Origin of the sequence: Kribbella sp. NBC_00709 (assembly GCF_036226565.1) — a bacterium.
Classification (GTDB): Bacteria; Actinomycetota; Actinomycetes; order Propionibacteriales; family Kribbellaceae; genus Kribbella.
In genome coordinates this window covers 3,337,998-3,360,689 of sequence record NZ_CP108996.1, presented here as the reverse complement: position 1 = coordinate 3,360,689, position 22,692 = coordinate 3,337,998, and the positions used below count along the sequence as shown (strand labels likewise).

The 22,692-nt window shown below is 69.0% G+C and carries 26 protein-coding genes and 1 tRNA gene; 8 read left to right on the top strand and 19 right to left on the bottom strand.

Features of this window, described 5'->3' with window-relative positions; all coding sequences use genetic code 11:
* The first annotated feature begins 18 nt into the window (after positions 1 to 18).
* The gene (locus OHA18_RS16630) at positions 19 to 876 is read left to right on the top strand and encodes an aminoglycoside phosphotransferase family protein (protein WP_329005004.1); all 858 of its coding nucleotides are present in this window, start codon (positions 19 to 21) and stop codon (positions 874 to 876) included.
* On the opposite strand, the gene OHA18_RS16625 is transcribed toward OHA18_RS16630, so the two are convergent.
* Positions 857 to 1,594 carry a phytanoyl-CoA dioxygenase family protein gene (locus tag OHA18_RS16625; protein ID WP_329005003.1) on the bottom strand — a complete coding sequence of 246 codons (738 nt, stop codon included), beginning with the start codon at positions 1,592 to 1,594 and terminating at the stop codon, positions 857 to 859. The two genes, OHA18_RS16630 and OHA18_RS16625, sit on opposite strands and share 20 nt — an antisense overlap.
* Before the next feature lie 48 nt (positions 1,595 to 1,642).
* On the bottom strand, positions 1,643 to 2,005 hold the full coding sequence (locus OHA18_RS16620) for a nuclear transport factor 2 family protein (RefSeq protein ID WP_329005001.1): 363 nt from the start codon (positions 2,003 to 2,005) through the stop codon (positions 1,643 to 1,645).
* A gap of 113 nt (positions 2,006 to 2,118) precedes the next feature.
* Here OHA18_RS16620 and OHA18_RS16615 point away from each other — a divergent pair, with 113 nt between their 5' ends.
* A complete protein-coding gene (locus tag OHA18_RS16615) occupies positions 2,119 to 2,913 on the top strand; it encodes a helix-turn-helix domain-containing protein (RefSeq protein ID WP_329005000.1) in 795 nt (264 codons plus the stop codon).
* Complete coding sequence (locus OHA18_RS16610) at positions 2,910 to 3,413, top strand: DinB family protein (RefSeq protein WP_329004999.1); 504 nt, start codon at positions 2,910 to 2,912, stop codon at positions 3,411 to 3,413. The genes OHA18_RS16615 and OHA18_RS16610 overlap by 4 nt, the downstream gene beginning before the upstream one ends.
* Before the next feature lie 38 nt (positions 3,414 to 3,451).
* Here the strand turns inward: OHA18_RS16610 and OHA18_RS16605 are convergent, their stop codons facing one another.
* Both OHA18_RS16605 and OHA18_RS16600 read right to left on the bottom strand, forming a co-directional pair.
* Entirely contained in the window at positions 3,452 to 4,507 is a 1,056-nt protein-coding gene (locus OHA18_RS16605) for a hypothetical protein (protein WP_329004998.1), read from the bottom strand.
* On the bottom strand, positions 4,507 to 5,022 hold the full coding sequence (locus OHA18_RS16600) for a SigE family RNA polymerase sigma factor (RefSeq protein ID WP_329004997.1): 516 nt from the start codon (positions 5,020 to 5,022) through the stop codon (positions 4,507 to 4,509). The genes OHA18_RS16605 and OHA18_RS16600 overlap by 1 nt, the downstream gene beginning before the upstream one ends.
* A gap of 155 nt (positions 5,023 to 5,177) precedes the next feature.
* Here OHA18_RS16600 and OHA18_RS16595 point away from each other — a divergent pair, with 155 nt between their 5' ends.
* Positions 5,178 to 6,374, top strand: a complete 1,197-nt coding sequence (locus tag OHA18_RS16595) for a hypothetical protein (protein ID WP_329004996.1) — start codon at positions 5,178 to 5,180, stop codon at positions 6,372 to 6,374.
* A gap of 88 nt (positions 6,375 to 6,462) precedes the next feature.
* Here the strand turns inward: OHA18_RS16595 and OHA18_RS16590 are convergent, their stop codons facing one another.
* The 5 genes from OHA18_RS16590 to OHA18_RS16570 form a co-directional block, all read right to left on the bottom strand.
* Positions 6,463 to 6,945 (bottom strand): hypothetical protein, encoded by a 483-nt coding sequence (locus tag OHA18_RS16590; protein WP_329004995.1) that lies wholly within the window; start codon positions 6,943 to 6,945, stop codon positions 6,463 to 6,465.
* A 69-nt stretch (positions 6,946 to 7,014) separates the two neighbouring features.
* On the bottom strand, positions 7,015 to 7,542 hold the full coding sequence (locus OHA18_RS16585) for a hypothetical protein (RefSeq protein WP_329004994.1): 528 nt from the start codon (positions 7,540 to 7,542) through the stop codon (positions 7,015 to 7,017).
* The gene (locus OHA18_RS16580; protein ID WP_329004993.1) at positions 7,539 to 8,072 is read right to left on the bottom strand and encodes a SigE family RNA polymerase sigma factor; all 534 of its coding nucleotides are present in this window, start codon (positions 8,070 to 8,072) and stop codon (positions 7,539 to 7,541) included. The genes OHA18_RS16585 and OHA18_RS16580 overlap by 4 nt, the downstream gene beginning before the upstream one ends.
* 21 nt (positions 8,073 to 8,093) lie before the next feature.
* Positions 8,094 to 9,431, bottom strand: coding sequence for a GGDEF domain-containing protein (locus tag OHA18_RS16575; protein ID WP_329004992.1), 1,338 nt, complete (start codon positions 9,429 to 9,431; stop codon positions 8,094 to 8,096).
* A 148-nt stretch (positions 9,432 to 9,579) separates the two neighbouring features.
* On the bottom strand, positions 9,580 to 11,127 hold the full coding sequence (locus OHA18_RS16570) for a helicase HerA-like domain-containing protein (RefSeq protein WP_329004991.1): 1,548 nt from the start codon (positions 11,125 to 11,127) through the stop codon (positions 9,580 to 9,582).
* 176 nt (positions 11,128 to 11,303) lie between these two features.
* On the opposite strand from OHA18_RS16570, the gene OHA18_RS16565 reads away from it, so the two are divergent.
* Together OHA18_RS16565 and OHA18_RS16560 are read left to right on the top strand one after the other, a co-directional pair.
* Positions 11,304 to 11,597 (top strand): type II toxin-antitoxin system VapB family antitoxin, encoded by a 294-nt coding sequence (locus tag OHA18_RS16565; protein WP_130386840.1) that lies wholly within the window; start codon positions 11,304 to 11,306, stop codon positions 11,595 to 11,597.
* 29 nt (positions 11,598 to 11,626) lie between these two features.
* The gene (locus OHA18_RS16560; RefSeq protein ID WP_329004990.1) at positions 11,627 to 12,190 is read left to right on the top strand and encodes a LytR C-terminal domain-containing protein; all 564 of its coding nucleotides are present in this window, start codon (positions 11,627 to 11,629) and stop codon (positions 12,188 to 12,190) included.
* A gap of 114 nt (positions 12,191 to 12,304) precedes the next feature.
* Here the strand turns inward: OHA18_RS16560 and OHA18_RS16555 are convergent, their stop codons facing one another.
* The 6 genes from OHA18_RS16555 to OHA18_RS16530 form a co-directional block, all read right to left on the bottom strand.
* Positions 12,305 to 12,787: a hypothetical protein gene (locus OHA18_RS16555; RefSeq protein ID WP_329004989.1), complete on the bottom strand. Its 483-nt coding sequence runs from the start codon at positions 12,785 to 12,787 to the stop codon at positions 12,305 to 12,307.
* Between the two features lie 44 nt (positions 12,788 to 12,831).
* Positions 12,832 to 14,343, bottom strand: a complete 1,512-nt coding sequence (locus tag OHA18_RS16550; RefSeq protein WP_329004988.1) for a potassium/proton antiporter — start codon at positions 14,341 to 14,343, stop codon at positions 12,832 to 12,834.
* Positions 14,344 to 14,542: 199 nt separating this feature from the next.
* Positions 14,543 to 14,633, bottom strand: a tRNA-Ser gene (locus OHA18_RS16545).
* 13 nt (positions 14,634 to 14,646) lie between these two features.
* Entirely contained in the window at positions 14,647 to 15,075 is a 429-nt protein-coding gene (locus OHA18_RS16540; RefSeq protein WP_329006119.1) for a nucleoside deaminase, read from the bottom strand.
* A gap of 31 nt (positions 15,076 to 15,106) precedes the next feature.
* Positions 15,107 to 15,580, bottom strand: coding sequence for a tRNA adenosine deaminase-associated protein (locus OHA18_RS16535; protein ID WP_329004987.1), 474 nt, complete (start codon positions 15,578 to 15,580; stop codon positions 15,107 to 15,109).
* Positions 15,581 to 15,678: 98 nt separating this feature from the next.
* Entirely contained in the window at positions 15,679 to 15,861 is a 183-nt protein-coding gene (locus OHA18_RS16530; protein WP_329004986.1) for a hypothetical protein, read from the bottom strand.
* A gap of 106 nt (positions 15,862 to 15,967) precedes the next feature.
* On the opposite strand from OHA18_RS16530, the gene upp reads away from it, so the two are divergent.
* Entirely contained in the window at positions 15,968 to 16,609 is a 642-nt protein-coding gene (gene upp / locus OHA18_RS16525) for a uracil phosphoribosyltransferase (protein WP_329004985.1), read from the top strand.
* Between the two features lie 4 nt (positions 16,610 to 16,613).
* On the opposite strand, the gene OHA18_RS16520 is transcribed toward upp, so the two are convergent.
* From OHA18_RS16520 to OHA18_RS16505, 4 genes are all read right to left on the bottom strand, one after another.
* The gene (locus tag OHA18_RS16520; RefSeq protein ID WP_329004984.1) at positions 16,614 to 17,576 is read right to left on the bottom strand and encodes a phage baseplate protein; all 963 of its coding nucleotides are present in this window, start codon (positions 17,574 to 17,576) and stop codon (positions 16,614 to 16,616) included.
* A gap of 3 nt (positions 17,577 to 17,579) precedes the next feature.
* Positions 17,580 to 18,545, bottom strand: a complete 966-nt coding sequence (locus OHA18_RS16515; protein WP_329004983.1) for a phage baseplate protein — start codon at positions 18,543 to 18,545, stop codon at positions 17,580 to 17,582.
* A gap of 99 nt (positions 18,546 to 18,644) precedes the next feature.
* Complete coding sequence (locus OHA18_RS16510) at positions 18,645 to 19,547, bottom strand: 1,4-dihydroxy-2-naphthoyl-CoA synthase (protein ID WP_329004982.1); 903 nt, start codon at positions 19,545 to 19,547, stop codon at positions 18,645 to 18,647.
* A gap of 14 nt (positions 19,548 to 19,561) precedes the next feature.
* Positions 19,562 to 20,575, bottom strand: a complete 1,014-nt coding sequence (locus OHA18_RS16505) for a LacI family DNA-binding transcriptional regulator (protein ID WP_329004981.1) — start codon at positions 20,573 to 20,575, stop codon at positions 19,562 to 19,564.
* A 144-nt stretch (positions 20,576 to 20,719) separates the two neighbouring features.
* On the opposite strand from OHA18_RS16505, the gene OHA18_RS16500 reads away from it, so the two are divergent.
* Positions 20,720 to 22,648 (top strand): Xaa-Pro dipeptidyl-peptidase, encoded by a 1,929-nt coding sequence (locus tag OHA18_RS16500; protein WP_329004980.1) that lies wholly within the window; start codon positions 20,720 to 20,722, stop codon positions 22,646 to 22,648.
* The last annotated feature ends 44 nt before the right edge of the window (positions 22,649 to 22,692 follow it).

Below are 22,692 nucleotides of genomic sequence, written 5' to 3'. Positions count from 1 at the left end.
CCCCGCTACGGTTTCCGGGTGATCGAGCTGCCTGAGAGCTTCCTGGAGATGCCACGTTGGTGGAGCGAAGGGCAGGCCTGGCTGGACTCGCTGCCCCGGGCCGTCGACGAACAATGCCGGCGCTGGGACCTCGCGGTCGCGGGTCCGATCGCCCACGGGTCGAACGCGATCGTCGTCCCGGTCGTGCGGGACTGCGTGGAGCTCGTACTGCGGATGTCGCCGCCCGGTGACGAGATCACGCAGCAGGTCCGCGCACTGAAATGGTGGGACGGCCGCGGCATGGTCCTGTTGTGGGACGACGACGCCGACGCCGGAGCGATGCTGCTCGAGCGGCTCTCGACGCCGTTGACGACGCGGCCCATCGACGAAGCGATCGCCGTACTCGGGCAGATGATGCGCAGGCTCGCCGTCCCCGGACCGGAGGATGCGCGGTCGACCGCGGACATCGTGACGACGCGATCGGCCGAGCTCGAGCCGCAATGGGAGCGGCTCGGCCGTCCGTTCGACGTCGCCATTCTGCGCGAGGCGCTGGACGTAGCCCCGACTGAGACCACATCGACGGCAGCGGTCAACGGCGACTTCCACTCCGGCCAGGTGCTCGCAGGACACCGGGAAGAGTGGCTGACCGTCGACCCGGTGTTGTTCCGTGGCGATATCGAATACGACCTCGGTCGCGTGCTGTGGTGGGACCTCGACAAGATGACCGACATCGTCCCGTACTTCGATCTCGCGGTCCGCGAAGCCGGTCTCGATCGGGACCGGGCCCGCGACTGGGTGATCTGGCGGACGGTCGACTACTGGCTGTACGGGCTGGGCGCGGGCCTGACCGAGGACCCGGTCCGCTGCGCCAGACTCGTCAACGCGCTGCGTAGATGAAGCGGCTGCGCATCATCCGGGGCGCGTCGGCCGCGTTCGGCGCGATCGAGTGCAGGATCCACGGATGGGTCAGGTACACATCGCCGGCCTGACCGGTGAGCTCGACGACCCGGACCGGCAGACCGTCGAGCTCGGCCGGCTCCATCGGGTCCACCGTGCGCTCCTCCGACGTCAGGTTGCGGAACCACGGGTCTGACCGCAGTACGTCGTCCCGCACCGCCTTGAACTCGCGCTCTTCGGTCGTGGTCAGGAACCGCTCGATGACCTTGTGCGAACCCGCGACCTGCGGTGTCCCGCCGCCGCCCGGCTCCAGGTCGCCGAGCAAGGCCCAGATCTTCACGGCCTCGGGCGGGTCCTCGAAACCCACGTCGGTGTGCCACTGGCGATGCGGCACCACCCACGGCACACCCTCCGGCATGGTGACGAGGACCTGCCCCTGGTGCTTCGGCTCGAGCCACTCACCCAGCAGCCCGTCGAGCGCCGATCGCACCCGCGGACTCAGCACCGCGTTGGCCGCGCGAGAAGACTTGGTGGACTTCAACCCGGTCGGCCGCAACGGAGTCCACGTCGTACGGTCGTCGCGATCCATCCCGTGCCGCTCGGACAGCTCGCGCCACAACGTGTCCCGCATCCGCGCGGCATCGTCGGCGGAGAACGCGGACGGGAGCTTCACGATCCCGTCGCGCTCGAAAACATCCAGCTCTTCGGCGGTGAGCATCCGTCCATGCTGCTCCGACCGCCGCCGACCTTCCACCCAATTAAGAGTTCAGTGCGCCGGGGCGAAGTCGTGGAATCCGATCAGCTTCTGGATCTTCCCGTCGCCGTCGAGGACGACGATGTCGGTGCCGCCGGCGACGGGTTCCTGTCCCTCGGCCTTCAGGTGCCAGGTCCAGCGCAGGTACGAGTGGTGCTCGTCGATGTCGCCGGTCCGGACGAACGACAGGCCCGGGAACATCTGCTGCGCCGCACCGACCAGCTTGTTCAGCTCGTCGTGGCCGGTGGTCTCGAAGCTCGGGTCCTGGAAGGTCGCGTCGGCGGTCCAGGTCCCGGCGATGATTTCGGCCCGGCGGTCGGCGTCGGCGGCGTTCCACATCGCGAAGTACTGGTCGGCGAGAGCGGTTGCGTTCATGGTGTTTCCTCCTCGGAAGGTTTCGATGACCAGAACCTTGCCGCCAGACCCGGCCCCCGGTCGATGACGTCAGAGGTAATGGAGATGTCTACGCGGACCGCTACGGTCGGGGTATGGCAGCGACGATCGAGGAGACGTTCCAGCGCCCGGTGGGCGAGCTTCTGCGCGGCTGGCGCGAGCGGCGCCGGCTGAGTCAGCTCGAGCTCGCGAACCGCGTCGAGGTGTCCACCCGACACGTGAGTTTCGTGGAGACCGGGCGGTCCAGGCCCAGCCGGGAGATGGTGCTGCGGCTGGCCGAGCATCTCGACGTACCGCTGCGGGACCGCAACCAGCTGCTGCTGGCGGGTGGGTTCGCGCCGATCTACAGCGAGGCGTCGCTGCACTCGCCGGCGATGCTCGCGGTCCGGACGACGCTGCGCCGCCTGCTCAAGGCCCACGAGCCGTACCCGGCGCTGGTCGTCGACCGTTGGTGGAACATCGTCGAGGCGAACGCCGGGATCCAGCTCTTCACCGCCGGCGTCGACGAGAAGTTGCTACAGGCACCGATCAACGCGCTCCGGCTGACTCTGCACCCGGACGGCCTGGCCCGGCGGATCGGCAACATCGCCGAGGTCCGCGCCAGTGCGCTCGCCGGCCTGCAACGCCAGGCCGCGAGCACCGCCGACCCCGAGCTCCAGGACCTGTACGACGAACTCCGCGAGTACGCCGCCGACGACAAGCCGTCCCCACCCGGTCCGGCCGAGGTCGTCGTACCGTTCAAGCTCGCGCACGACGGGCGGGAGCTGTCGCTGCTCACGATGATCGCGACGTTCGGCACGCCACTCGACGTGACGGTGTCGGAGTTGATGATCGAGTCGTTCTACCCCGCCGACGACGCGACCGCCGAGTACTTGCGGGGCCTGTCATGAAGCCGGCCAGAGCTCTGGCCGACACGATCGAGCTGCATCTGCAGTACCTCGATCGATACCGCGAGATCGTCGAGACGAAGCTGACCGGCTTGAGTGACGCCGAACTGCGCGGTAGTCGGCTACCGTCCGGGTGGTCTCCGCTGGAGCTGCTGAAGCACCTGGTCTTCATGGAGCGACGGTGGCTGCGCTGGGGTTTCACCGGCGAGCAGGTCGAGCATCCGTGGGGCGACTCGAACGACAATCCCGACGGTCCCTGGGCGTTGGCGGCAGACGACTCGCTGGAGAGCCTGCTGGCTCAAATGCACGCAGGTGGTGAGTCCACCCGGCAGATCGCCGGCGGAGTGGACCCGGCGACGATCGCGGCGGCCGGTGGACGGTTCGGGACCGACGACCGGCCGACGCTGAACTGGATCTTGTTCCACGTCCTGCAGGAGTACGCACGGCACGCGGGCCACCTGGACGTGGCCCGCGAGCTCGTGGATGGTGCCACCGGCGAGTAGGTCTGCAGGGTGGACCTACTCGCCGGTGGCGGGGAGCCCTACCGGCCGGAGGAGGGTTGGCCGGTGGGGAACGCGGTCGGGAGGCTCGGCGTCGGGACGCTGGGCTTCGAGGTCGGGAACGTCGGCTTCGTCGTCGGGATCGACGGCTTGGCCGGCAGCGTCGGCTTGCTCTGCGGCTTGCCCGGGTCGATCGTCACCGTCACGCCGCCGGAAACAGTCACCGTCGGCAGAGCCGGCTTCGGAGCGGTCGGCTTCGCGGTCGGCAGGGTCGGCTTGCCCGGGACGTTCGGCAGCGTCGGCTTCGCGACGGTCGGCTTCCCGGTCGGCACGCCGTGCACGCAGTCCGGCACAGTCGGGACCGGCTTGCTCGGCAGCGAAGGCTTGGCGGTCGGGATCGAAGGCTTGCCAGGCAGCGTCGGCTTCGTCGTCGGGAGCTGCAGCTTGCCCGGCAGCGTCGGCTTGGCAGTCGGCAGCGACGGGAGCGTCGGCTTCGTGGCCGGAAGCGACGGCTTGCTCGGCAGGGTCGGCTTGCCGGTCGGCAGCGTCGGCTTGGTCGTCGGCACCTGCGGCTTGCCCGGCAGCGACGGCTTCGTCGTGGGCCAGCTGGGCTTGGTCGTCGGGACCGTCGGCAGGCTCGGCTTACCAGGCAACGAGGGCCGGGTGGTCGGCAGATTCGGCTTGCTGGGCAGCGTCGGCTTGCCGGTCGGCAACGACGGCTTGGCCGGCAGCGTCGGCTTCGGTGGGTTGTTCGGGTCGATGGTCTTGTTCACCGAGACCGTCACCGTGGGCAGCTCCGGCTTGGCCGGCAGGCAGGTCGGGTCGACCGTCGGCGCCGTCGGCGTACCGGCCGGAACCACTGCCGGCACCGGAGGCCTCGCACCGCCGGCCAGCAGGTTCTTCACCGGCAGGCTCGGTCCGCCGACCGCGGCGGACACCGTCGCAACGGTTCCGGCCAGGGCGGTGACGCCCGCCGCGGCCAGTCCACGGCGCAGCCAGGTCAGCCGCTTGCCGCGCCGCATCAGGTCGCCGGTGTCCGGCTGCCACGGCTCCATCTCATAGGTCAGCGCATTACGCACTTGCTGCTCGTCACTCATCAGTTTCCTCCAACTCCGCTGTCGATCAGGTCGGGTGCCAGACGCAACTTGGCCAGCGCCCGGGAGGCCGTGCTCTTCACGGTCCCGGCCGCCATACCGAGGAGCTCGGCGGTCTCGGCCTCGGAGAGATCCTGCGAGTAGCGCAGCGCGACCACGGCTCTCTCCCGGACGGTCAGACCGTTGAGGGCCGAGAGCACGGCCTCCCTGGTCTGGACCGCCCCGGCGAAGTCCGCCACCGCTCGCTGGTCCCAATCGTTTGCTACCGGATCACTGGGTACTTCGTTGTTCCAGCGCCGGCGGGCCTGGGAGAGGAATCGGTTGACCAGCACCCGCCGGACGTACCGCAACGGGTCGCCCTCCAGCCGGTGCCATTTCGGGTAGGACCGCATCAACGCCTGCTGCACCAGGTCCTCGGCGGTATGCCGATCGCCGCACAACATCTCCGCGAAGCGGAGCAAGGGGGTCGACTGCGCCACGACGAATCGCTCGAAGTCGGCGTCCGCGGTCCGGGTCATCGATTCTCCTCAGCCTCTGTCACACCGGTCCAAACCCACTGAGTCACCGATCGGGTTCTGTTCGGTCAGGAGAAATTTATTCACGGTCTATACAGAGGCGGTGTTTGTTTGTCACATTGAGTGCACACGCCTTCACCGCCCCGGAGGTTCCGCCCATGCGTACCAGCCGTCCAGCCGCACTCGCCGCCTGTTTGGCCGTGACCGCGGCGATCTTTACCGCGACCTTGCCCAGCACCGCCGCCGTACCCGACCCCGTCGCCGTGTCCCAGCCTGTTGCCGGGTCCAGCAACGTCCGGGTGGAGGGCAGCCGCATCATCCTCGGCGACGCACCCGCCGCCATCGGCTCCACCGAGATCAAACAGCGCTCGGGCTTGGCGGAGCTCACTCCGGTCCACTTCGCCGCCTTGACCTCGGCCGTGATCGTCGACTATTCGGCCGCCGTACCGAACGGCATGTCCGGGTCGGTCGACGTGCGGTCCTGGGGCGACGGTCGATGGTCGGAGTGGACCGAGGCGAAGGCCGGCGCCCCGACCGCACTAACCAGCGCCAGCGACCAGGTCCAGCTGCGGGTGATCCTCACCGCGCCACCGACCGGCGGCAGCCCGTCCATCGCCGATCTGACCGTGCAGCCGACCGACAAGGCGGCTGCTGCGCGGATGAGTGTCCAGGCCGCACCACTCAAGTCGCACGTCTTCGCGACCCGCGAAGGCCTGGTCGGCGGTACGACGGCCAACGGCCACGTGATCGTGAGCCGGGACCACTTCGTCGCACTGCCGTCCCGCCGCGGACTGTCGGGCAGCGGATCCGGCACCTACTCGGTCAAGGTCTGCACCGCCTCACGGTGTGCGTTCGAGCCGGTGTGGGACGTCGGACCGTGGAACACCAAGGACGACTACTGGAACCCGGGCGCGACCCGCGAGATGTGGAAGGACCTGCCGCAGGGCAAGCCCGAGGCGCAGGCGGCGTACCAGGACGGGTACAACGGGAAGAAGGATCAGTTCGGCCGGACCGTTGCCAACCCGGCCGGGATCGACCTTGCCGACGGCGTGTTCTGGGACGCGCTCAAGCTGGCCGACAACTCGTGGGTCGACGTGACCTACCTGTGGGCCGGCGACGGTGGACGCGGGACGGTCTCGATCTCGTCCGGGTACCTGAACGTCCGCAACTCGCCGAACTCGACCGGCGCCGTCGTCGGGATGGCCGGCAAGTCCGCGCAGGTCACCGTCGAGTGCCAGACGACCGGCGAGAACGTCACCGGATCACAGGGCACCAGCAACATCTGGCTCCGCGTCAACGCGGGCATGTACGTCGCGAAGGCGTGGGTCTCGGCCGGCACCTTCGGCGCTTGCTGAACCTCTGCCACTGAACGTCAGGCAGTAGGACGGCCGCGCGCCCACCGACTTGCTCGGTGAGCGCGCGGCCGGTCCTTGATCGGTCGGACTACTTGCCGGCCGGGGACACCGTCGGCGTCGGCCGCACCGCACGCGGCGGCTGCGTCGGTGTGGCCGTCGGCACGGGCGTCGACCAGCGGGTCGGCGTCGCCGTCGGCGGCACCGGCCTCGGCGCTCGGGTCGGAGATACCGTCGGCACTCGGCTCGGCGTCGCGATCGGCGGCTGCGTGGGCGTCATGCTCGGCACGGGCCGCGGGCCGCGCGTCGGGGACACCGTCGGCGGCAGGGTCGGCGTCCTCGGCGGGACGGCGCTCGGGGATGCGGTGGGCTGCTCGGGTGTCCGGCTCGGGGAGACGGTCGGCTGGTCCGTCGTCGGGCTGGGGGTCGCGTGGACCGGCGTACCACCGTCGCCATCCGCCGACCCGCTGCGCGCCATCGCCGTTCCCGCGACGGCGACCACCACCACGGCAGCAGCCGCGATTCCGCCCAGCACCAGCCGCGTGACGCGACGGTTCGGTCCTACTTCTCTCATCGTTGCCCTCCGCAACCTTCCGGTATTCGGTCGGGCTGAAGGACGCGAACTGCCCGCGAAAGGTTCTGTTCAGCGGGGCGACACGGTGTGGGGAGTGTTGGTCGGCGCACGCGTCGGCGGAGCGGTGGGCGTCGACGTAGGAGCAGAACGGCTCGGCGTCGCGGTCGGAACAGCACCCCGCGACGTCGTCGGCAACGAAGGCGTCGGCGCTGTCGGCGGCGTACTCGGCGGCGCGGTTGGCGTCGTGGGCGTCGGCAGGACGGCCAACGGCGTGGCCGTCGCCCCTGGACTCATCGTTGCCGGGCGCGAGGGCATCGGGTGGGAAGTGGGCACCGGTGTCGTCGGCGCTGGGACCGTCGCGGGCGCGGGGCGGGCCGGTTCGGGGGCGTCGCCGTGCAAGCGGGTGCCGGCGATCCCGGCGACGGCGCCGGTCACGAACGCCGCAACGGTGACCGATGCCGCGACAGCAGCCAGCCCGCGCCGTTTGCGTCGCCGCTGGGCGCCCGCGATCACCCGCGCCGGGTCGAGCGGCGTACCTGCGTCGCCCGGCGCCAGCAGCGTCCGGAGCTCGTCCTCCTCGAGGATCTTGTCGTTCATGCTCGCTCTCCCACCGGTACGCCGCTCAACTCCGGAGCAGCGCGCAGCTTCTCCAGGGCTCGTGCGTTGGCGCTCTTCACCGTGCCGACCGCGACCCCGAGAACCTCCGCGGTCTGGCGCTCGGTCAGGTCCTCGACGTACCGCAGTACGACGACCGCACGCTCCCGCCGGCTCAAGGTCGCGAGCGCGGCCCCCAGCCCCACCCGCCGGCTGACCGCCCCGGAAGGGTCATCGACAACCGGACCGAGGAACAGGTCCAGCTCGGTCGCTCCGCCGCTCGGACGCTCCCGCCACGGCCGCCGCCGTACCCAGGACAGGTGCTGGTTGACGACGGCCTGCCGGACGTACGCGAACGGGTCGGCCATCTCGATCCGGTCCCAGCGCAGGTACGCCTTCTCCAGCGCGTTCTGCACCAGGTCCTCGGCGAGGCCGGCATCGCCGCAGAGCATCCGCGCGAAGTGCACCAACCGCGCGGATCTGGCCAGCACGAATGCCGTGAAGTCGTCGTCACGACTCCCCGTTGCCGCCATCTGCGCTCCGTCCTGCCGCCCTCACCTCACAGGACGCTGCGCCTGGGCCAAAGGTTCTGCCGGATCGGAGAATTGTGTGGACGCGGTCAGCCTGGGCAGCGGGACGGTGTCGGCGGCCAGGCGGACCCGGTTGCGACCGGCCGCCTTGGCGGCGTACATGGCGCGGTCGGCGCGGAGCAGCAGGTCGTCGACCGTCGCCCCGTCGGCCGGATGGACGGCGACGCCGATGCTGACGGTCAGATGGAACGTGTCCGGATCCAGATCCGGGTCGTCGAGCACGCCGGCGCACATCGCGGCGAGCGGACTGGCGGAGACCGCGTTGCGGAGGCGGTCCGCGGTGACGGTCGCCTCGTCGAGCCCGGTGTCCGGGAGCGCGATCACGAACTCCTCGCCGCCGAACCGGCCGATCACGTCCTTGACCCGGATCGCGCTGCGCAGAATCGTCGCGACCGCCCGCAGGGCCTCGTCGCCGACCAGGTGGCCGTGCCGGTCGTTGACCTGCTTGAAGTGGTCGATGTCGATCAGCAGGACCGCCATCGGCTCGCGCTGGGTCCGGGCGGTCCGCAGCATCTCCTCGGTCCGGCGGCGCCACCAGTCGACCCGGGTCAGGCTGGTCTTCGGATCGGTCTGCGCCTCGGTCTCCAGTTGGCCGAGGAGCAGGGCGCGCTGCGCGGTCAGCGTGATCGGGATCGCCACGAACGCGAACCACGGACTGATCAGGCAGGCCGCCGCGAGCAGACAGCCGAGGGTGGCGGCGGTCGCGTCGGTGCAGAGGTCGTCCAGCCCGCCGACCGCCTCGCGGCGGCTGCTGCCGGGAATGATCAGCGAGATCGCCAGCCCGCAGAGCACGGTGTCGGTCGCGACGTACGCCGCTGCGGCGCCGACCATCGAGACGACCAGGCCGAGGTCACCGCCGATGACGTCGCGGAGCGAGACGAAGACCGCGTGCGCGGCGCCGACCGCGAGCACGTGCACCGCGGTCGAGAAGGCCCACCGGTACGGGATGCACTTGCCGGCCCGGATCCGCCACCAGATCCGGAGCAGTACGGCGACCAGGATCGCCAGCGCCGGATGCAGGATGACGGCCGCGGCGATCATCCAGGCCGGAGCGAGGTCCTTGTGCAGCGCGCCACCGCGCCGCCGCCGGTTCTCCACCCGGCGGGCGCCCTCGACCGAGATCAGCGCCGAGACGGTCAGCGCGAACACCACGTCCAGGCCGCGCCAGTCGGGACGGTCCGTGAACGCCTGCACGCCGTACCCGATCGCGGCCAGGTCGACGAGCACGACGACGGCGAACGCCGGGACCGTCAGGGTCCAGAGCGCCCAGGATCGTATCGCTCGCCTACTCTGCGCAACCATCACCTCACACGGTACGACGAGTGAGCGTCAGGTCCCAATCCGTGGCGGCGCGGCTGTGGATGACGAGTTGGAAACGATCGACAATCCTTCACTATTCAGTCGTTTGATCAACAATCAGACGCAGGACTTCCCTTGCGGGGAAGGAAGATCAGCGCCGCCGGGCAGCACCGAAAAGCCCGCGGACGATCTCCCGGCCGGCCGAGCGGGCGAACTGCTTGAAGACGGACGAACCGATGACCTGCTCGACCATCGACTTCTCCTGCTTCTGCGCCCGCGGCCGCGACTCCTGCTGCGGCTGCTTCGCCTGCTCCTGCTGCTGCTTCTCGGCCTCGGCCTGCGCCGCACCGGCCTGCACCTTCGCCGCCAGCAGCTCGTACGCCGACTCGCGGTCGACCGTCTGCGAGTACTTCGCGTTGTTGGCCGACGCCTGCACCGCCGCCGTCAGCTGCTCCGCGGACGCCGGCGCCATCAGCGACTGCGGCGCCCGCAACCGGGTCCACGCGACCGGGGTCGGCGCACCCTTCTCGTTCATCACGGTCACGATCGCCTCGCCGATCCCGAGCTGGGTCAGCACCTCGCCCAGGTCGTACGACGAGCTCGGGAACGTCGACACGGTCGCCTTGAGCGCCTTCGCGTCGTTCGGCGTGTGCGCCCGCAACTGGTGCTGCACCCGCGAACCGAGCTGCGCCAGTACGTCGTCCGGCACGTCCTTCGGCGTCTGCGTCACGAAGAAGACGCCGACGCCCTTCGAGCGGATCAGCCGGACGGTCTGCGCGATCGCCGACAGGAACGCCTTCGATGCGTCCGCGAACAGCAGGTGCGCCTCGTCGAAGAAGAACACCAGCTTCGGCTTGTCCACGTCGCCGACCTCGGGCAGGTCGTGGAACAGGTCGGCCAGCAGCCACATCAGGAACGTCGAGAACAACGCCGGCCGGTCCTGCAGGTTCGGCAGCTCGAGCAGCGAGATCAGGCCCTTCCCGTCGCGCTGCTGCAACAGGTCGGCGGTGTCGAACTCCGGCTCACCGAAGAACGCCTCGGCGCCCTGGTCGGAGAACCCGATCAGCGCCCGCAGGATCACGCCCGCGGTCGCCGCGGACAGCCCGCCCAGCTCCTTCAGGTCGTCCTTGCCCTCGTCCGAGGTGAGGTGCGTGATGACAGCCCGCAGGTCCTTGATGTCCAGCAGCGTCAGGCCGGCCTGGTCGGCGTAGTGGAAGATCAGCCCGAGCGACGACTCCTGTACGTCGTTCAGCCCGAGCACCTTGGACAGCAGCACCGGCCCGAACGACGTGATCGTGGCCCGGATCGGGATGCCCGTGCCCTGGCCGCCGAGCGCGTAGAACTCGGTCGGGAAGCCGGACGCGGTCCAGTCCTGACCGATCGACTTGGTCCGGGCCAGCAGCTTGTCGTTGCCCTCACCCGGCTGCGAGATGCCGGACAGGTCGCCCTTGATGTCGGCTGCGAACACCGCAACGCCGGCCGCGGACAGCTGCTCCGCCATCAGCTGCAGGGTCTTCGTCTTACCGGTACCGGTGGCGCCGGCGACCAGGCCGTGCCGGTTCATCATCCCCAGCGGGATCCGGACCGCCGCCTCCGGTTTCGGCTCACCGTCGACCAGCAGGGCGCCCAGCTCGAGCGCGGGCCCTTCGAACGCGTACCCCTGCTTGACGGTCTCCACGACGTCGCCTGACTCGGCCATCAGCGTGCCTTTCCCCGGTTGCCTTGGAATCTCTCTGCACTACCCGGTCGGCATGCTAGTCCCCGCTGTCCTGTGAGGACGTTTGGCGAGGCCGAAAGGTTGTATCCGGCACCGGACTATTCCGGTGACATTCACGACCTCCTCCTGAGACCTGTTACACCGCTAGACTTCGGGGGGTGATCTTCAAGCGCGTCGGGGACGACAAGCCGTACCCGGACCACGGGCTGCGGCCGAAGGACTGGTCCTCGCTGCCGCCACGGCAGGTCCGGCTGGACGAGCTCGTCACCACGAAGGGCACCCTGGACCTGAACGCGCTGCTCGACGAGGACTCGACCTTCTACGGCGACCTGTTCGCGCACGTGGTGGAGTGGAAGGGCGACATGTATCTCGAAGACGGCCTGCACCGCGCCCTCCGGGCCGCGCTGCAGCAGCGTCAGGTCCTGCACGCCCGGGTCTTGGTAGTGGACTGACCCATGTCTGCTCACGGGGGGTTGAGCCGATGACAGCGATCCATCCGCAACCGCGGCCGCATTCACGCATCCGCTGGCGTACGCCGATCACGATGGTGATCCTGCTCGGCATCCTCGCCGGCGGCGGCTGGTGGGGCTGGAAGTCCCTGATCAGCAGCAGCGCCGAGGCGACGTGCATCGAGCAGAAGCTCGCGAACAACCGGCTGGTCCCGAAGCAGGTGGTGCTGAACGTCTACAACGGCGGCGCCCGGGCCGGCTCGGCCCAGCGGGTGGCGGACGCGTTGAAGCAGCGCGGCTTCAACATCGGCAAGATCTCCAACGAGCCCAAGGGCAACAAGGTCGACGTCGCCGAGCTCCGCGGAGTCGCCGCGAACGCCCCCGAGCTGACCCTGGTCGCCGGTCAGCTCAACCAGAAGGCGGTTCCGGTGGCCGACGGCCGCACCGACCACACCGTCGACCTGGTGATCGGCGCCGGCTTCGGCTCGGTCAAGCTCAAGGGCATCCCCTCGGTCCAGGTCCCGGCCGGCACCACCGTCTGCCTCCCCGTGGTCCACACCCCGCAACCCATCCCCTCCGGCCAGAACCCCAACTGATCAATCAGTAGCCTTCGGGTGCCCGGTCACGGCATGCCTGATCCACAGGGTCTTGTTCTCCGGGTCGACCAAGTACCAGATGCGGGCAGCACCGGTCACCTCGTTTCGCGGGACTCACTCGACTGTGGGCCTCGGCACGGGACCGAAGTCGCCACCACGCGGCGACCTCAAGATGGCGAGCAATTCGGGATCGGCATAGATCCCGGCAGTGTTCCGCCATTGCGCGATGAGCATCAGCACCGGCCCCGGAATACCAAGGGCGGCACTCGCGTCCATCGTGTCGACAAGCTCTTGCGCGAACTCGATCCGGCCGTCCGGCGGCAGGAACTTGACCCACGGAAAGATCTGCGGAAGGACGTCGAGCAGGTAGTGCGACCGCAGTACCGGACTGGCCATCACCGCACGCAGCACCCGCACGGTCACATCGGCCAACTCGGCCTCCTCCGTCGCCCGGTCGACAGTGGTCAACACCAGGTCGTCCTCGACGCCTCGGCGGTGGACGCGGAGGGCGTGGCTTCGGCTTGACTTGAGCTTTTCGACTGTTTCGTTGGGGCGTTGCAGCAGGTCGGAGAAGTTGACTTCCGGCAGCTCGCTCATAGTTCAAAGGTAGTTCAGAACTACGGGTTGGGCAAACGGTTCGTTCAATGCTGTTCGCGGCCGCGTTCGCCGAACCAGCCGGCTAGGCGGCCGGCCCGGGAGACGGCGCGGAGGCGGCGGACGGTCTGCTCGCGGACCGGACTGGGAGCGACGACCAGCAGCGCGTCGGCGGCACGGAGGACGGTACGGCGGTCCGGGACGAACGCTCGTTCGCCGCGGATGACGAGGGAGACCGAGACGCCCGGCGGCAACCGCAGTTCGCCGATCTCGACCCCGGCGAGCCGCGATTCGCTCGGGACGTGGACCTGGAGCATGTCCGCGCCGAGCGACTCCAGCGGCGCCACGTCGATGTCCACCTCGTGCGCCGCGTTCTCGTCCAGCACACCCAGCCGTTTCGCCAGCCACGGCAGCGACGGCCCTTGCAGCAACGTGAACAGCAGGACCAGCACGAACACCACGTCGAAGATCCGGTCCGCCTGCGGTACGCCCTCGGCCAGCGGGATCGTCGCCAGCACGATCGGCACCGCGCCGCGCAGCCCCGCCCACGAGATGAACGTCCGCTCCCGCCACGGGAGCCGGAACGGCGCCGCCGAGATCGCCACCGACGCGAACCGCCCGACCACGGTCACCGCGATCCCGATCACCAACGCGACCAGTACGTCGTTCAGCCGGAACCGCCCCGGTGACGCCAGCAGCCCGAGCATCACGAACAGCCCGATCTGCGCGAGCCAGGCGATCCCGTCCACGAACGACCGGGTCGCCATCCGGTGCGGCAACTCCGCCCGCCCGAGCACCAGCGCGGTCACGTACACGGCCGCGAACCCCGATACGTGCAGCAGCACGGACCCACCGGCGTACGAGATGAAGGCGACCGACATCACGGCGAGCGGGTACAGCCCGGCCGACCCGAGGGCCATCCGCCGGATCAACCCGACGCTCACCCATCCGATCAGCAGACCGAACAGCGCGCCGACGACCAGCTCGTACAGCACCAGGCCGGTGAACGACAGCAGGCCCTTCTCGCCGACCTCGCCCGTGCTCACGAGGGTCACCAGCAGTACGGTCGGCGCGTCGTTCAGACCGGACTCGGCCTCGAGCGCGCCACGCAGCCGCGGCCGGATCGGCACCCGTCTCAGCACCGAGAACACGGCCGCCGCGTCGGTCGGCGACGTCACCGCACCGAGCAGCACGGACAGCTGCCAACTGAGCCCCAGGACGAAGTGTGCGACGCAGGCGACCACGCCGACGCTGACCGCGACGCCGACCGTCGCGAGGACGAGGCCGAGCGGCATCACCGGGCGTACTTCGTTCCACCGGGTGGTCAGACCGCCCTCGATCAGGATCACGACGAGCGCGGCGAACCCCAGCGCATGCGCGAGCTGCGCGTCCTCGAAGTGGATGTGTCCCGGCCCCGACTCGCCGAGCAGCAGGCCCATCCCGAGGTAGATGAGCAGCGACGGGAGCCCGAGTCGTGCGGTCAGCCGGACGGCCACGACCGCGACCAGCAGGACCGCAGCCCCCGCCAGCAGAATCCGGTCGAGCTCCGAAACATCCATGGGGCCCTCCCGTCGAACGTCAGGTCCCGAGAGACGAAAACCCTGACGCATCACACAGCATCAGGGTCTCCGGCCTATCTTCCGCCCCGAAAGGCGGTTGGCGGTGGCGGAGGGAACCGTCGCAGGCTCCTCCCAAATCCCACAGCACTTGATATGGAGTTGGATGGTCCCACACTCCGTGCGGGACCATCCAACTCCATGGCGGTGGCGGAGGGATTTGAACCCTCGGACGGGGGTTGCCCGTCACGCGCTTTCGAGGCGCGCTCCTTCGGCCGCTCGGACACGCCACCGCCGAGGACAATATCAAGGCCGGTGACGAATGAAGAAATCGCGCAGCCGAGCACCGGCTTCATCGGCCATCACCCCGCCGACGACCTCGGGCCGATGGTTCAGCCGCCGGTCCCGTACGACGTCCCACAGCGATCCCACCGCGCCCGCCTTCTCGTCGTACGCCGCGAAGACCAGCCGGTCCAGCCGGGACAGCACGATCGCCCCGGCGCACATCGTGCACGGCTCCAGGGTGACGACCAGCGTGCACCCGGTCAGGCGCCACTCGCCGACGTGCCGGGCCGCCTCCCGGATCGCCAGTACTTCGGCGTGCGCGGTCGGGTCGCCCGTCGTCTCGCGCTCGTTGTGCCCGCGCCCGATCACCTCACCGTCGGCGTCCACCACGACCGCTCCGACCGGTACGTCGGGCAGCGCCTTCTCGCCCTCCTCGAGCGCCAGCGTCATCAACCGCGACCACTCGCGCCGCAGGATCGGGCTAGCCAACGGCTTCGATCGCGTCGTGGAACTGGTTGCCGAACCCGAGCGCGTCGGCGATCTCCTCGAGCATCTCCTCCGGGTAGAGGTCGACGTCGTCGCAGAGCGCCCCGAGGTCCATCGCGGTCATCCCCAGGTCGGCGAGGATGGCGAGGTCGCCGGCCGGTACCTGCTCGTCGTCGTCATCGGCGAGCGGGATGTCGAGCTCGTCGACGATCTGCCGGGCCAGCGGCCACTCGGTCGCGGCGGTCACGTCGGAGATCAGCAACCGGGCCCGGCCACCGGCGACACGGACCAGCACGAAGAAGTCCTCGTCGACCGAGACCATCCCCAGCACGCCGCCTTCGCCCGGGTACCGGCGCAGTGCGGAGACCAGCGTGGACAGATCGGGTTCACCACGGAGCACCAGCGGGGTGACGGTCCAGTTGCCGTCCTCGGTGTAAGCGGCGACCGCAAAATCGAGGTCGGTGGTCATAGGGCCAGCCATGGCGTCAGACACCGGCTCATCGTCCCAGACTCCGGCTATCCAGGCGATCTCGGTGCGATATCAGATCCGCCAACAACCGTCAACAGTCAGTGATGGTACGTCGCTCTCCGCATCGCTTCCCGTAACCGCCGGACCCGGGCCCGCCGGGGCGCGATCCGGTCGCGCAATGCCTTCGCCTCCTCGAGTTCCCGGAGGAACTCGGCACGCCGGCGCAGCCGGTCGAGGTCGCGGCGGGGTACCACCAGGCGCGGTCTGGGCTCGAAGGTCATCGGCGTACTCCCTGGGGGGCGAGGCAGGGCACATTCCAATGCACTTTCAAGTCTGACAGGCGACGCGCTCGCGCGTCGGGAATCGCCGACGGTAGCGTTCCGGCTTATGCAGATCCTCGTCGTGGACCACCCGCTCGTCGCCCACAAGCTCACCGCGCTGCGCGACGAGCACACGGACTCACCCACGTTCCGTCGGCTGACCGAGGAGCTGGTCACGCTGCTCGCCTACGAGGCGACCCGGGACGTTCGGACCGGTCCAGTCACCGTGCAGACCCCTGTCGCCGAGGCGCAGGGCGTGAAGCTGACCGCGCCGAAGCCGCTCGTCGTTCCGATCCTGCGGGCCGGCCTCGGCATGCTCGAAGGCATGTCGCGGCTGCTGCCGACCGCGGAGGTGGGCTTCCTCGGCATGATCCGGAACGAGGAGACCCTGACCGCTTCGACGTACGCCGAACGCCTGCCGGAGGACCTGTCCGGCCGCCAGTGCTACGTCCTGGACCCGATGCTGGCGACCGGCGGCACGCTGGCCGCGGCGATCCAGTTCCTGGTCGACCGCGGCGCCGACCACATCACCGCGATCTGCCTGCTCGCCGCGCCCGAGGGGGTGAATCGCGTCGAGAACGAGCTCACCCACCTCGACGTCCCGTGCAACCTGGTGATCGCCGGCATGGACTCCCACCTCAACGAGAAGGGCTACATCGTCCCGGGCCTCGGTGACGCAGGCGACCGGTTGTACGGCGTGGCTCAATAGCCCTTCAGACCAAGGTGTTGCGGTAGAAGAGGTTGGCTCGGCGGTCGCCGGTGACGCCGGAGGCGAAGCCGAAGTACAGCCGGGCCGTCGCGTCGGTCGATCCGTAGACGGCCATGCCCTCGGGCTCGCGGTAGGTCAGGCTCTTCCCTGCCAGTGTCAGGAACGAGTCGACGAGCTGGCCGGCGTTGATGTCGTAGCACCACAGCTTCGAGGTCGCCTGGGTCTCGTCGGGCGCACCCGGATAGGCCTCGCCTTCCCAGAAGTACGCGTACGCGCCGTACAGCGTCCATCCCTGGAAGTCGATCCCGGCCGTCAACGCCGGCTGCTTGAACGTCGCGAGCACCGTCGAGAAGTCGCCCGCCCGCGCCGCCGCGAGCGAGTACACGTTGATGTGCATCCCGTCCGACAGCGAGTACCGGAGACCCAGCTGCCCGAACCGCTGGTCGACGGCCGGCGTGAACACACTCCCGCCCGGCACCGGCTTCCACTTGGTCACCGACGCCGACGTCAGCGTCTTCCCGTTCTGCCACGGGAACCGGCAGAGCTGCCGCCCGCGCCCGCTCGCCGTGTCCACGTCGGTCTCGGTCCAGAGGTACGTCGTACTGCCGGCCGCCTCGGTGCCGATCGACACGGCGTGGCCGAAGCCCGTCAGGTACATGTATCCGAGCTCGTTGCCGGCGAAGTCGAGCTGCGTGAGCGCGAGATCACCGCTGTTGGCGCCGCTGCCGGCCTTCAGTTGCGCGGCGAACAGCCGGTTGTTCGGGGTGTCGAACGCGAACGACTGCATCACGGTGGCGTCGTGCAGTGGCTGGCTGCGGAAGAACTCGTTGGTGGTCGCGCTCATCTTGAAGCGCTTGGACGTCGGGAGGGTCAGGGTCCGGGCGGTGGCCACGGGGACGCCGAAGGTGCCGGCGGCAACTAATGCGCCGGCTCCGGTCAGCAACCCGCGGCGGGACAGACTGTCCATTGGCTAGACCAATCTTCTGCGGGAGAACAGGTTGATTCGGCGGTCGCCGGTGACACCGGAGGCGAAGCCGAAGCGCAGTTCCGGGCGGCCCCACGGGTCGACGTACACACCGACCCCCTCGGCCTCGCGGTAGACCAGGTCGCCGCCGTCCACGATCTTCACGGACTCGACGATCTCGCCTTGGTTGATGTCGTAGGTCCAGAGCTTCGACGTCGCCAGTGCGGGGTCGGACGCACCGGCGTACGCCTCGCCTTCCCAGAGGTAGACGTACGAGCCGTAGAGCGCCCAGCCCTGGAAGTCGATGTCAGGCGTCATCGCGGGCTGCTTGAACGACGCGAGCACGCGGGAGAAGTTCCCCGCCCGCGCGGCCGCGAGCGAGTACACGTTGATGTGGAACCCGTCCGCGAGCGTGTGCCGGATCCCGATCCGGCCGTGCCGCTGATCCACGGACGGTGTGAAGACGGCGCCGTCCGCGACCGGCTTCCAGCTCCGCAGTCCCGGTGAGTCCTTGGTCAGCGTCGCGCCGTCCTGCCACGGGAAGCGAGCAATCTGCCGGCCCCGCGCGTTCGCCGTGTCCACGTCGGTCTCGGTCCAGAGGTACGTCGTACGTCCGATCGCCTCTGCTCCGATCGAGACCGCGTGGCCGAACCCGCTCAGGTACATGTGTCCGACGACGTCGCCGGCAAGGGTGAGCTGCGTCAGCGTGAGGTCACCGCTGCTGGCCGGCGAACCCGCGCGCAGCTGACCGGCGAAGAGCCGTTGGTTGGCGTTGTCGAACGCGATCGACTGCATGACCGTGGCGTCGGCCAGCGGCTTACCGCTGAACACCTCGCCACCCGGCCCGTCCAGGACGAACCGGCGCGACGGCAGCAGGGTGAACGGTCGGGCAGAGGCGGTCGATCCGACGGCCCCGGCGGCGACCAGCGCACCGGCACCGACGAGCAACCCACGGCGGGAGAGATTCTTCATAGCGCCCGACCGTAAGCGATCTACCGCGAACTGTCAGCAGTTCGCACGAATGTTTCTGTGAAAACCCCAGAAATTGATGTTAAGAACTACCGAGACTCGCTAGAACGCATACGGGTACGGCGACCAGTCGGGGTCGCGCTTCTCGAGGAACGAGTCGCGGCCCTCGGCCGCCTCGTCGGTGCCGTAGGCGAGGCGGGTCGCTTCGCCGGCGAACAACTGCTGGCCGACCAGCCCGTCGTCGATCATGTTGAAGGCGTACTTCAGCATCCGCTGCGCGGTCGGCGACTTCGCGCAGATCTTCTTGCCCCACTCGAGCGCGACCGCCTCGAGCTCGGCGTGCGGGACGACCTTGTTCACCATGCCCATCCGGTACGCGTCCTCGGCGGAGTACTCGTCGCCGAGGAAGAAGATCTCCCGCGCGAACTTCTGCCCGACCTGCCGAGCCAGGTACGCCGACCCGAACCCGCCGTCGAACGACGCCACGTCCGCGTCGGTCTGCTTGAACCGTGCGTGCTCCGCCGATGCCAGCGTCAGATCCGCGACCACATGCAGGCTGTGCCCACCACCCGCGGCCCAACCGGGAACGACACAGATCACGACCTTCGACATGAAGCGGATCAGCCGTTGTACTTCGAGGATGTGCAGCCGGCCCGCTTTCGCCGGGTCGATCGTCTCCGCCGTCGTACCCTCGGCGTACTTGTAACCGTCCTTGCCGCGGATCCGCTGATCGCCACCGGAGCAGAACGCCCAGCCGCCGTCATTCGCCGACGGACCGTTGCCGGTGAGCAGTACGCAGCCGACGTCGGTCGACATCCGGGCGTGGTCGAGGACGCGGTACAGCTCGTCGACGGTCTGCGGCCGGAACGCGTTGCGCACCTCGGGCCGGTTGAACGCGATCCGCACCACGCCGGCGTCGACTGCCCGGTGATAGGTGATGTCGGTCAGCTCGAAGCCGTCCACCTGCTTCCAGGCCGACGGGTCGAAGATCTCGGAGACAGTCACCCCGGGAGCATATTTCAGCCCCGCGCGGTGCTCTCCCGCAGTACTACCTCGGCCTTGAACGTCTCGGTGGTGATGTCGCCGCCCTCGATCGCCAGCTCGAGCGCGCGCCGGCCCATCTGCTCCAACGGCAGCCGCACGGTGGTGAGACCGGGCCACACGTCACGCAGCGTCGCGATGTCGTCGAATCCGGCAACGCCGAGCTTGCCCGGCACGTCGACACCGCGCGTCCGCAACGCGGACATCGCACCGACCGCCATCACGTCGTTCACCGCGAACACACAGTCCACGTCGGCCTGTCGATCAAGCAGTTGCTCGGCAGCGGCGTACCCGCCGTCGCGCGTGAAGTCACCGGACTCGATCGCGACCGGCTGCAACCCCGCCTCGGCCAGGCCGGCGATGAACCCGGCACGCCGATCCCGTGCGGTCGCGAGCGTCTCCGGACCACCCAGTACGGCGAACTTCCGCCACCCGAGCCCGACCAGCGCGCGGGCCAGATCCGCCGACCCGGTGCGGTTGTCCGGCTCGACCGTGTGCGCCGGCATCCCGGACTGGCTGACCAGTGCGAGCCCCGCGCCGGAGTTGAGGAAGTTCTCCACCTCGGACGCCGTCCGCGACAGGCTGTCCGCATCGGTCCGGCGGCTACCGATCATCACCGCGGCCCGGGCTCGCTGCGCCCGCAACGACGACAGGTAAGCGATCTCGCGGTCCGAGTCCCGGAACGTGCTGGCCAGCATCACCAGCAGGTTGCGTTCGTCCGCGGCGCGCATCACGCCGTTCGCGATCGCGGCGAAGTACGGGTCCTCGATGTCGTGCACCAGGATGCCGACCACGTTCGTCGACGACTTGGCCAGCGCCTGCGCCTGCGCGTTCGGCGTGTAGCCGAGCTCGTCGGCGGCCGCCTTGACCCGTTCCTGCAGTTCCGGCCGGGGCACGCGGTCCCCGCCGTTCAGCACGCGGGAGGCGGTCGCGACCGACACACCCGCACGTTGTGCAACGTCCAGCAATGTCACCGGTGCTCGCAGATTCACTGGCCTACCCTTTCGTGCGTCCCCCCGGGGGCGGTGGCGGTCACCCTACCGAATCGCCCGTTCTCACGCTGCGTATCGGGCAGGTCGCTGCCAATCTCGGCAGAACCTGGCGTTGCGGCGCGCGAGTGACTAGCCTTCCCAGCCATGACGACCGTCCGCGCCAGGATGACGATCCTGGCCTCGTCCGCCGTGCTCAGCCTCGCGACCGTCACCGGTCCCGCCGTGGCTGCTCCGATCCCGGACGGACCCGCTGCTGCCCCGGCAGCACCCAGTGTGCCGCAGCACGTCGATCCGCGCAGCAAGAGCACGCAGCCGGTCTACGACTACGCGAACGCGATCCGCGAATCGGTGTACGTCGACACCACGATGGACACCGACTCCGACGGCAAGGACGACGTGATCGCGGTCGACATCGTCCGCCCCAGCGAACCCGCGCTGACCGGTGTGAAGATCCCGGTCATCATGGACGCGTCGCCGTACTACTCCTGCTGCGGACGCGGCAACGAGAACGAGAAGAAGACGTACGACGGCGACGGCGTGATCCAGAAGATGCCGCTGTTCTACGACAACTACTTCGTCCCGCGCGGGTACGCGATGGTCGGCGTCGACATCCTCGGCACCGGGCGGTCCACCGGCTGCGGTGACGTCGGCGGCCGCGACGAGATCCAGTCCGTGGTCGACGTGATCGACTGGCTGAACGGCCGCAACACCGCGCACACTGCCGACGGGCAATCGGTGAAGGCGACCTGGACCACCGGCGCGGTCGGCATGATCGGCAAGTCGTACGACGGAACGCTCGCGAACGGCGTCGCCGCGACGGGCGTTCGCGGGTTGAAGACGATCGTGCCGATCTCGGCCATCTCGTCGTGGTACGACTACACCCGCTCCGGCGGCGTACCGTACTCGGACGACTACATGCCCTGGCTCGGTGGGTACGTCGGCCACGACAGCCCTGCGTGTGAAGACGTCCGCGGCGACCTCGGGGACAACGACGACGATGACACCGGCGACTACACGTCGTTCTGGTCCGAGCGCGACTACACCAAGAACGCCTCGAAGGTGAAGGCGTCGGTCTTCATGACGCACGGGCTCAGCGACTACAACGTGCAGACCAACCACTTCTCGCAGTGGTGGTCGGCGCTGTCGCGCAACAACGTGCCGCGCAAGCTGTGGCTGGGCCTCGAGGACCACGTCGATCCGTTCGAGTTCCGCCGGGACGAGTGGGTGGACGAGCTGCACAAGTGGTTCGACTACTGGCTGCAGGGCCTGCAGAACGGCGTCATGAAGGAGCCGTCCGTCTCGATCGAGACCGCACCCGATGTCTGGCGCAACTACAAGACCTGGCCGGCCGTGAACCGTCCCACCCAGGTGCCACTGTCGGCCGGCAAACTAGGGGCCGTGGGCAAGGGTTCGGTGACGATCACCGACGACCCCGACCTGACCGAGGACGACATCGTCGCGGACCCGTCGGAGGTGATCGCGGGACGGCAGATGTTCCTGTCCGCACCGCTGGCCGCGCCGATGCGGATCAGCGGTACGGCGTCGGTCACGCTCCGGGTGAAGTCGGACTCGTCGACGACCCCGATCACCGCCCGCCTGATCGAGTACGGCGACGCCGAGCGGTACTCCGGGGTCCGTACCACCGACGACAGCACCTGCGAAGGTTCGAGCACCGACTACGACGACAGCTGCTACTTCACCGTCGACAAGCTCACCACGCAGAGCGACCACGGCATCGTCAGCCGCGGCTGGATCGACGCCGCCCACAGCAAGTCGCTCTCCAAGCCGACTCCGCTCACGCCCGGCCAGTGGACCACGGTCAACGTCCCGCTCCGCCCGCAGGACCAGGTCATCCCCAAGGGCCGTGTCCTCGGCCTGGCCATAACCCTCGCCGACACCGGGTGGACCTCTCCGAACGACACCGGCGCCACGATCGACATCGACCTCTCCGCCAGCAAACTCAACGTCCCCATCACCTCGGGCAAAATCACCGCCCCCACCAAGATCAGCCCGATCGACGTAGACATCACCACCCCCACCCAACGCCCCGACCTCCACGACCCCAACAACTGACCCCCTCCCCGAGTCGTGCGGATCGGCTCGTCCCCCTCCCGCCG

What these genes read in the sequence shown, in the direction of transcription:
- OHA18_RS16585 (WP_329004994.1), bottom strand. Translation starts at nt 7,542, where the DNA reads ATGAACGACAAGATCCTCGAGGAGGACGAGCTCCGGACGCTGCTGGCG.
- OHA18_RS16610 (WP_329004999.1), top strand. Translation starts at nt 2,910, where the DNA reads ATGAAGCCGGCCAGAGCTCTGGCCGACACGATCGAGCTGCATCTGCAG.
- OHA18_RS16625 (WP_329005003.1), bottom strand. Translation starts at nt 1,594, where the DNA reads ATGCTCACCGCCGAAGAGCTGGATGTTTTCGAGCGCGACGGGATCGTG.
- OHA18_RS16500 (WP_329004980.1), top strand. Translation starts at nt 20,720, where the DNA reads ATGACGACCGTCCGCGCCAGGATGACGATCCTGGCCTCGTCCGCCGTG.
- OHA18_RS16570 (WP_329004991.1), bottom strand. Translation starts at nt 11,127, where the DNA reads ATGGCCGAGTCAGGCGACGTCGTGGAGACCGTCAAGCAGGGGTACGCG.
- OHA18_RS16530 (WP_329004986.1), bottom strand. Translation starts at nt 15,861, where the DNA reads ATGACCTTCGAGCCCAGACCGCGCCTGGTGGTACCCCGCCGCGACCTC.
- OHA18_RS16600 (WP_329004997.1), bottom strand. Translation starts at nt 5,022, where the DNA reads ATGACCCGGACCGCGGACGCCGACTTCGAGCGATTCGTCGTGGCGCAG.
- OHA18_RS16605 (WP_329004998.1), bottom strand. Translation starts at nt 4,507, where the DNA reads ATGAGTGACGAGCAGCAAGTGCGTAATGCGCTGACCTATGAGATGGAG.
- OHA18_RS16620 (WP_329005001.1), bottom strand. Translation starts at nt 2,005, where the DNA reads ATGAACGCAACCGCTCTCGCCGACCAGTACTTCGCGATGTGGAACGCC.
- OHA18_RS16540 (WP_329006119.1), bottom strand. Translation starts at nt 15,075, where the DNA reads ATGACGCTGGCGCTCGAGGAGGGCGAGAAGGCGCTGCCCGACGTACCG.
- OHA18_RS16515 (WP_329004983.1), bottom strand. Translation starts at nt 18,545, where the DNA reads ATGAAGAATCTCTCCCGCCGTGGGTTGCTCGTCGGTGCCGGTGCGCTG.
- OHA18_RS16535 (WP_329004987.1), bottom strand. Translation starts at nt 15,580, where the DNA reads ATGACCACCGACCTCGATTTTGCGGTCGCCGCTTACACCGAGGACGGC.
- OHA18_RS16555 (WP_329004989.1), bottom strand. Translation starts at nt 12,787, where the DNA reads ATGAGCGAGCTGCCGGAAGTCAACTTCTCCGACCTGCTGCAACGCCCC.
- OHA18_RS16560 (WP_329004990.1), top strand. Translation starts at nt 11,627, where the DNA reads ATGACAGCGATCCATCCGCAACCGCGGCCGCATTCACGCATCCGCTGG.
- OHA18_RS16590 (WP_329004995.1), bottom strand. Translation starts at nt 6,945, where the DNA reads ATGAGAGAAGTAGGACCGAACCGTCGCGTCACGCGGCTGGTGCTGGGC.
- OHA18_RS16595 (WP_329004996.1), top strand. Translation starts at nt 5,178, where the DNA reads ATGCGTACCAGCCGTCCAGCCGCACTCGCCGCCTGTTTGGCCGTGACC.
- OHA18_RS16580 (WP_329004993.1), bottom strand. Translation starts at nt 8,072, where the DNA reads ATGGCGGCAACGGGGAGTCGTGACGACGACTTCACGGCATTCGTGCTG.
- OHA18_RS16575 (WP_329004992.1), bottom strand. Translation starts at nt 9,431, where the DNA reads ATGGTTGCGCAGAGTAGGCGAGCGATACGATCCTGGGCGCTCTGGACC.
- upp (WP_329004985.1), top strand. Translation starts at nt 15,968, where the DNA reads ATGCAGATCCTCGTCGTGGACCACCCGCTCGTCGCCCACAAGCTCACC.
- OHA18_RS16550 (WP_329004988.1), bottom strand. Translation starts at nt 14,343, where the DNA reads ATGGATGTTTCGGAGCTCGACCGGATTCTGCTGGCGGGGGCTGCGGTC.
- OHA18_RS16520 (WP_329004984.1), bottom strand. Translation starts at nt 17,576, where the DNA reads ATGGACAGTCTGTCCCGCCGCGGGTTGCTGACCGGAGCCGGCGCATTA.
- OHA18_RS16615 (WP_329005000.1), top strand. Translation starts at nt 2,119, where the DNA reads ATGGCAGCGACGATCGAGGAGACGTTCCAGCGCCCGGTGGGCGAGCTT.